Here is a 6958-nt window from a genome sequence, read left to right as displayed (position 1 = left end):
ATCTGCCGGGTGAGCGGCGTCGGCCTGCCAGGGGGTCACCGCATCTGCTGGGGTGAGCCATCCCCGGTCTGCGGAGGAGTCGGCCCACCTGCCGGGTGAGTTATGTGGGCCGGGGGAGTCACCGCATCTGCCGGGTGAGCGGCGTCGGCCTGCCAGGGGGTCACCGCATCTGCTGGGGTGAGCCATCCCCGGTCTGCGGAGGAGTCGGCCCACCTGCCGGGGTGAGCCATGCCATGCCCGTGGAAGAGTCGCCCGCCGCCGCGAGCCACCCCGGCCCGCGGAAGAGCCACCCCATTCGCCGGGGTGAGCCCCCGGCCCGCCCCCCACTGGCCGTCGGCGAGGTCCGACAGGACACTGGGCGGGTGCGCACTGTCACAGCGACGGCCGTCGCCGTCACCGCAGCCCTGGCCGCCGGCGCCGCCGGGATCGCCGTCGGCCGGATCGCCGGCGACGCCGCGCTCAAGGCGCCGCCGGGCCGCCCCCTGCCCATGGAACCCCAACTCACCGTGCACGCGACGGCGGCCGGCCGTGTCGCCCTCACCCGCGACCTGGCCGCGCTGCGCCCCGGCGTCCACGGCCTCGCCGGCGACGGCTCGCACGCGGTCGTCGGCCCCGTTCTCGGTACGGAATCCCACACGGCCGACACCGTCGTACGCCGTCTGGAACGCGTCACGCACGGCACCCTGAAACCCGGCGACAAGGTCCGGCTCACCCCGAACGTGTACGTCGGCGACCCCCGTACCGCCCTCGGCCTGGACCACGCCGACATCGACGTCCCCGGTGAACTCGGCGCCCTGCCCGCCTGGTTCGTGCCCGGCATGCGCGGCACCTGGGTGATCGCGGTGCACGGACTCGGCGCCACCCGCGAACAGTCCATGAACCTCATGGAGTTCCTGCACCGCCACCGCTTCCCGGTGCTCGCCCTCGCTTACCGCGGCGACCTCGGCGCCCCCCGCCCACCGGACGGCCTGAACCACTTCGGCGAGACCGAGTGGCGCGACCTGGACGCGGCGATGCGTTACGCCCTCGGCAACGGCGCCCGGCAGCTCGTCCTGCACGGCTGGTCCACCGGCGCCACGATGGCGCTGCGCGCCGCCACGCGCTCGGGGCTGCGGGAGCGGATCTCGGGCCTCGTCCTGGACTCCCCGGTCCTCAGCTGGGAGGCGACCCTGCGCGCCCTCGCCTCGGCCCGCCGTACCCCGAGCGCCCTGCTGCCGCTCGCGGTACGCGCCGCGCAGGGCCGCACCGGCCTGTACGGCGACCGCCTCGACGCCGCCGCGACCCCCGGACGGCTCGACATGCCGCCGACTCTCCTCTTCCACGGCCCGGACGACACGGTGGCCCCCTGGGAACACTCCCGCCGCCTCGCCGCGACCCACTCCGGCCGGGTCGCCCTCCACACGGTCCGCCGGGCGTCCCACGCGGCCATGTGGAACGCCGACCCGAAGGCCTACGAAGAAGCACTGCGCCGCTTCCTGACACCACTGATGTGACCCGACGCCTCATCACGCCCCCTCCCCTCCGCCGCCCTCCGCCGCTGGTCCCGCCGGTTCCGTTTAACGCCGTACCACTGGCCTGATCTCGGCCTCCGGCCGCCCGCGAGGGCCCGGCGTCGGCCCTCCCCGAAGGCCTCCGTGCCATTCCGTTTGGGTTTTCGGACCGTCAACCGGAAGACTGCACCCGTGACGTCCCGTATCCCGCGCGACTCCAGGCTCCGACTCGTCCGCCCGCGACCCCTGGCCGCCGCCCCCACAGCTGTGAACCAGCGGCGCCCGCGCCGCCCCGCGCCCCGCCCGCCGGAAGGCACCCCGGCCCCAGCGGAACTGGCCAGAATGGCGCGCTCCGGCCTGGCCCCCGCCGCCCGCGTCGCCCACTGGGCGGACGCCGCGCTGCGCCCCGGCCGGGACGGCGCGAACCCCGACGGCAAGGGCACTCTCTCCGGCGAGACCGCCGAACGGGCCGCCGCGGACCTGGGCCTGACCGCGGCTCAGGTCCGCGCCGACTGGGACACCGCCCGTCTCGCCGGCCTGGTCGAGGTGCACGGCGGCACCGCCCGCCCCGGCTGGCGGCTGCGTGCCTGGGACCGTGACGACAGCGCCGTGCTGCGCGGCTGGGTCGCCCTCTTCGACGCCTGGTCGCTCGCCTGCCCGGAACCGGCCGGCCACGAGGCGGCCGCCGTCGCCGAGGTCGTCTCGGCGATGCCCCAGGTGCTCTCCTTCCTCCAGCTGTCCGCCGGGCCCGTCCCCGTCGAGCAGCTCCTCGACCTCCTGGAGCAGCGGGTCACCGAACTGCGCACCGAGCGCTGCGAGATCCCGTACGGCCCGCAGCCGGTACCCGTGGCGGTACCGTCGCCCCCGTCGCCCCCGGCCCCGCCGGAGCCCACCGACGCCCCGCTCTCCCCTCTCCTCGACTGGGCCCTGCGCGCCCTCGCCTCCGTCGGTGCGCTCACCTACGGAGACGGGCAGGCCACGCTCACCCCGCTCGGCAACTGGGCGGTCTGGGTCAAGCTGGAGCAGATCTGCGTCGCCGCCCAGAGCCCCGCCGGGAACATCGAGCAGGCGGCCGAGGACATGCTCCGGGGCTGTGCCCAGCTGCGCCCGAACGCGGCCCGCGCCGAGTACCGCGCCTGGCTCGCCGCCCGCCCCGTCGGCAGCGCCGTCACCGAGCTGCTCGGCGCCGCCCGCGGCGAGGACGCCCTGTTGCGCGGCCTGGCCTTCGAGGCGCTGCGCGTCGTCGGCGCCCCCGCCGAGCCGGACGTCCGCTCCGTGGCCGACGAGCCCACCCTGCGGCCCTACGCCCTGCTCTGGCTGGCCGAGCACGACGGCATCGACCCGGAGGACGCGCACGAGGTCCTCACCCGGGAAGAGGCCACCTGGCTGTGGGTCGACACCGCCGCCGCCGTCGCCGACCACGGCGAGGCCCCGATGCTGGTGCGGCACCTGGAGTCCGCGGTGCAGCCGACCGTCCCCATGCTGCTCGACGAGGTGCGTGCCGTCGGTCACCCCCGCACCGTGCAGGTCCTGGTCGCGCTCGCCGCCGCGCACCCCGACCCGGCCCTGGCCAAGGCGGTACGCCGGGCGGCCTTCCAGGTGCACACCGGAGGAAGCTGAGCCCGGGTCTGCCGGCGCCCGTCCGCCGTCAGGCGTCCATCTCGGGGGCGTAGGTGCCGAAACTCCAGATGTTGCCCTCGGCGTCCCGGGCCATGTAGTCCCGTGAGCCGTAGTCCTGGTCGGTCGGGGGCATCAGGATCTCCGCGCCGTGATCCACGGCACGCCGGTGGTGTGCGTCGACGTCGTCCACGACGATGTACACCCCGCTCGGGCCCGCGCCCTTCATCGCCGTGTCGAAGACGCCGCCGCGGCCCTTCGAGCCGATCATCACCCCGCCGTTGCCCTGCACCAGCTCGGCGTGCAGCACCGAACCGTCCTCCCCCTCGTACACCGACAGCTCCGTGAAGCCGAGCGCCTCCGTGAGCTGCCGGATCGCCGCTTTCGCGTCCGCGTACAGCAGGGTCGGGAAGATGCTGGGCCGCCCGCCGTTCGTTCCTGCCATGTCGATCACTCCTCTGTGATCCCCGCCGGAAACCTCACCTGCCGCCCAGTCTGGCAGCGACCACTGACAACGCCCCCGCGAGCGGCGTCCGCCGCCGACGCCACAGCCTGGCCGGCGACCCGGCAGGCGGCTCGAACGGCCATACGCAGAAAAAGTGGTTGCACGGCACCGTTAGACTGGCCCCATGGCCATTCTCCTCGCGCATTAGACGGCGGGAACGTCCTCAGCCGCCCTGCCCGTCACCCCATCCGCCCTGGAGTCTGTCCGTGATCTCCGCCTCCGGTATCGAGCTGCGCGCCGGTTCCCGCATCCTCATCGAGTCCGCCACCTTCCGCATCGCCAAGGGCGACCGCATCGGTCTGGTCGGTCGCAACGGCGCCGGCAAGACCACCCTCACCAAGTGCCTCGCAGGTCAGGGCGTCCCCGCCGCCGGCACCATCACCCGCTCCGGCGAGGTCGGCTACCTCCCGCAGGACCCGCGCACCGGCGACCTCGACCAGCTCGCCGGCGACCGCATCCTGTCCGCCCGCGGCCTGGACACCCTGATCCGCAAGATGCGCGAGAACGAGCAGCGCATCGCCAACGGCAGCGGTGCGACGCGCGAGAAGGCGATGCGGCAGTACGAGCGCCAGGAGACCGAGTTCCTCACCAAGGGCGGGTACTCCGCCGAGGCGGAGGCCGCGACCATCGCCGCCGCGCTCAACCTGCCCGACCGCGTGCTCGGCCAGCCCCTCCATACGCTCTCCGGCGGTCAGCGCCGCCGTATCGAGCTGGCCCGCATCCTGTTCTCGGACGCGGACACCCTGCTCCTGGACGAGCCCACGAACCACCTCGACGCCGACTCGATCGTCTGGCTCCGCGACTACCTGAAGACCTACCGCGGCGGCTTCGTCGTGATCTCCCACGACGTGGAGCTGGTCGAGACGGTCGTCAACAAGGTGTTCTACCTGGACGCCAACCGCGCCCAGATCGACATCTACAACATGGGCTGGAAGCTCTACCAGCAGCAGCGCGAGGCCGACGAGAAGCGCCGCAAGCGCGAGCGGCAGAACGCCGAGAAGAAGGCCGCCACGCTGCATTCCCAGGCCGACAAGATGCGCGCCAAGGCCACCAAGACCGTCGCCGCGCAGAACATGGCCCGGCGCGCCGACAAGCTGCTGGCCGGCCTGGAAGCCGAGCGGAAGTCCGACAAGGTCGCCAAGCTGCGCTTCCCCGAGCCCTCTCCGTGCGGCAAGACCCCGCTCATGGCGGAGGGCCTGTCGAAGTCGTACGGCTCCCTGGAGATCTTCACCGACGTCGACCTGGCGATCGACAAGGGCTCGCGCGTCGTCATCCTCGGCCTCAACGGCGCCGGGAAGACGACCCTCCTGAAGCTGCTCGGCGGTGTCGAGAAGCCGGACACCGGCGAGGTCATCGAGGGTCACGGCCTCAAGCTCGGCTACTACGCGCAGGAGCACGAGACCCTCGACCCGGAGCGCACGGTCCTGGAGAACATGCGCTCCGCCGCCCCCGACCTGGACCTGGTGCAGGTCCGCAAGACGCTCGGCTCGTTCCTGTTCTCCGGCGACGACGTCGACAAGCCGGCCGGTGTCCTCTCCGGCGGTGAGAAGACCCGCCTGGCGCTCGCGACCCTGGTCGTCTCGTCCGCGAACGTCCTCCTCCTCGACGAGCCGACGAACAACCTCGACCCGGCCAGCCGCGAGGAGATCCTCGGCGCCCTGCAGACCTACAAGGGCGCCGTCGTCCTCGTCACCCACGACGAGGGCGCCGTCGAGGCGCTCCAGCCGGAGCGGATCATCCTGCTGCCCGACGGTGTCGAGGACCTCTGGGGCGCGGACTACGCGGACCTCGTCGCCCTCGCCTGAGTCCTCCCCGCACCTCCCCGAACCCCCGCCCGAGGACCGGGACGGGTCGGGAACGCTTGATCGAAGACGTGATCCACTGCGTCTGGATCATTCGGCCCATCGGTGATCCATCATTGGTGTGAGATCTCCTCGTACCGAGGTGTGTCCTACACCGATTTCACGGCCGAGTCCTTTATCGACAAGGGCTCGGCCGTCGTGCGTCCCTGACCTGGTACTTCGCGAAAGAACCCGTTCGGCGGTACGAACATCGCCGCGTGGAATCACAGATTCCGCTTGTGGCGACGTGCTCCTGTCGTCAAAACCGTGTCTCACGGACCTTGCCGAATGGGTGGCCATGTCGGCCCGGAGGGGTGATCATGAGGAGACCAGAGCGCACTTCCCATGAGGAGGCACGGGTGGCCGAGACTCTGAAGAAGGGCAGCCGGGTAACCGGCGCCGCGCGCGACAAGCTCGCGGCAGACCTGAAGAAGAAGTACGACTCCGGTGCGAGCATTCGAGCGCTGGCCGAGGAAACCGGCCGCTCGTATGGCTTCGTCCACCGGATGCTCAGCGAGTCGGGCGTCACGCTTCGTGGGCGTGGCGGGGCGACGCGGGGCAAGAAGGCCGCCTCGTCCTGAACCCGGGTGGATCATCGGCTTCGATGGTGACCACCCGGTCGGTCGGCTGATCGGCCGGGTGGTTACTGTGCAGTCACTTAGCATCGCTCTGTTGACCGCACTCATCGGAGGCGCCCCATGGCTTCGCCCGACCAGGAACTCGTTCCCCTGCTCGACAAGGACGGCGTACGGCTCACCGTGGACGACGCGCTCGCCACGGTGACACTGACCAACCCGGCCAAGCGCAACGCCCAACATCCCGCTCTGTGGCGGGCGTTGGCGGAGGCCGGGAGGTCGCTGCCGGGCTCCGTCCGAGTGGTCGTGCTGCGCGGTGAGGGCAAGTCCTTCTCCGCCGGGCTCGACCGGCAGATGTTCACGCCCGAGGGGATCGAGGGCGAGCCGTCCTTCATGGATCTCGCGCGCAGTGGCGACGCCGAACTCGACGGCGCCATCGCCGGGTTCCAGGAGGGCTTCACCTGGTGGCGGCGTAATGACGTCGTGTCCATCGCCGCCGTCCAGGGCCACGCCATCGGCGCGGGCTTCCAGCTCGCGCTCGCCTGTGACCTGCGCGTCGTCGCCGACGACGTGCAGTTCGCCATGCGCGAGACCAGCCTGGGGCTGGTGCCGGACCTGACCGGCACGCACCCGCTCGTCGGCCTGGTGGGCTATGCCCGGGCCCTGGAGATCTGCGCGACCGGCCGGTTCGTGCACGCCGAGGAGGCCGTGAACACCGGACTGGCCAACGCCGCCGTGCCCGTGGACCAGCTCGACGGCGCGGTACGCGACCTGGCCGCGGCTCTGCTGGCCGCGCCCCGGGACGCGGTCATCGAGACCAAGGCGCTGCTGTGCGGCGCCCAGGACCGGGACTACGAAGCCCAGCGCGCCGCCGAACGGGCCGCGCAGGCACGCCGGCTGCGCGACCTGGCCGGCGCCGGCGAATAGGCC

General features: G+C 72.3%; 6 protein-coding genes. 5 read left to right on the top strand and 1 reads right to left on the bottom strand.

What is annotated here, in order from left to right; translation table 11 throughout:
• Positions 1-362: 362 nt before the first annotated feature.
• Both ACZ5XS_RS22330 and ACZ5XS_RS22325 read left to right on the top strand, forming a co-directional pair.
• Positions 363-1493, top strand: coding sequence for an alpha/beta hydrolase (locus ACZ5XS_RS22330; protein ID WP_468653871.1), 1131 nt, complete (start codon positions 363-365; stop codon positions 1491-1493).
• Between the two features lie 189 nt (positions 1494-1682).
• Positions 1683-3110 carry a hypothetical protein gene (locus ACZ5XS_RS22325; protein ID WP_468653869.1) on the top strand — a complete coding sequence of 476 codons (1428 nt, stop codon included), beginning with the start codon at positions 1683-1685 and terminating at the stop codon, positions 3108-3110.
• Between the two features lie 28 nt (positions 3111-3138).
• Here ACZ5XS_RS22325 and ACZ5XS_RS22320 read toward each other — a convergent pair whose 3' ends face one another.
• Positions 3139-3552, bottom strand: coding sequence for a VOC family protein (locus ACZ5XS_RS22320; RefSeq protein ID WP_468653868.1), 414 nt, complete (start codon positions 3550-3552; stop codon positions 3139-3141).
• Positions 3553-3818: 266 nt separating this feature from the next.
• Between ACZ5XS_RS22320 and ACZ5XS_RS22315 the strand changes: the two genes are divergently transcribed.
• The 3 genes from ACZ5XS_RS22315 to ACZ5XS_RS22305 all read left to right on the top strand — a co-directional run bounded on the left by ACZ5XS_RS22315 (position 3819) and on the right by ACZ5XS_RS22305 (position 6955).
• Positions 3819-5417: an ABC-F family ATP-binding cassette domain-containing protein gene (locus ACZ5XS_RS22315; protein ID WP_468653866.1), complete on the top strand. Its 1599-nt coding sequence runs from the start codon at positions 3819-3821 to the stop codon at positions 5415-5417.
• Between the two features lie 395 nt (positions 5418-5812).
• Entirely contained in the window at positions 5813-6034 is a 222-nt protein-coding gene (locus ACZ5XS_RS22310) for a helix-turn-helix domain-containing protein (protein WP_004002281.1), read from the top strand.
• A 117-nt stretch (positions 6035-6151) separates the two neighbouring features.
• Positions 6152-6955 carry an enoyl-CoA hydratase/isomerase family protein gene (locus ACZ5XS_RS22305; protein WP_468653864.1) on the top strand — a complete coding sequence of 268 codons (804 nt, stop codon included), beginning with the start codon at positions 6152-6154 and terminating at the stop codon, positions 6953-6955.
• Positions 6956-6958: the final 3 nt, after the last annotated feature.

It is taken from the genome of Streptomyces sp. NPDC033131 (assembly GCF_055578365.1).
This window is presented reverse-complemented; position numbering and strand designations above follow the sequence as displayed.

Excerpts from the sequence above, each read along its gene's own strand:
- ACZ5XS_RS22305 (WP_468653864.1), top strand. The coding sequence starts at position 6,152 with ATGGCTTCGCCCGACCAGGAACTCGTTCCCCTGCTCGACAAGGACGGC.
- ACZ5XS_RS22320 (WP_468653868.1), bottom strand. The coding sequence starts at position 3,552 with ATGGCAGGAACGAACGGCGGGCGGCCCAGCATCTTCCCGACCCTGCTG.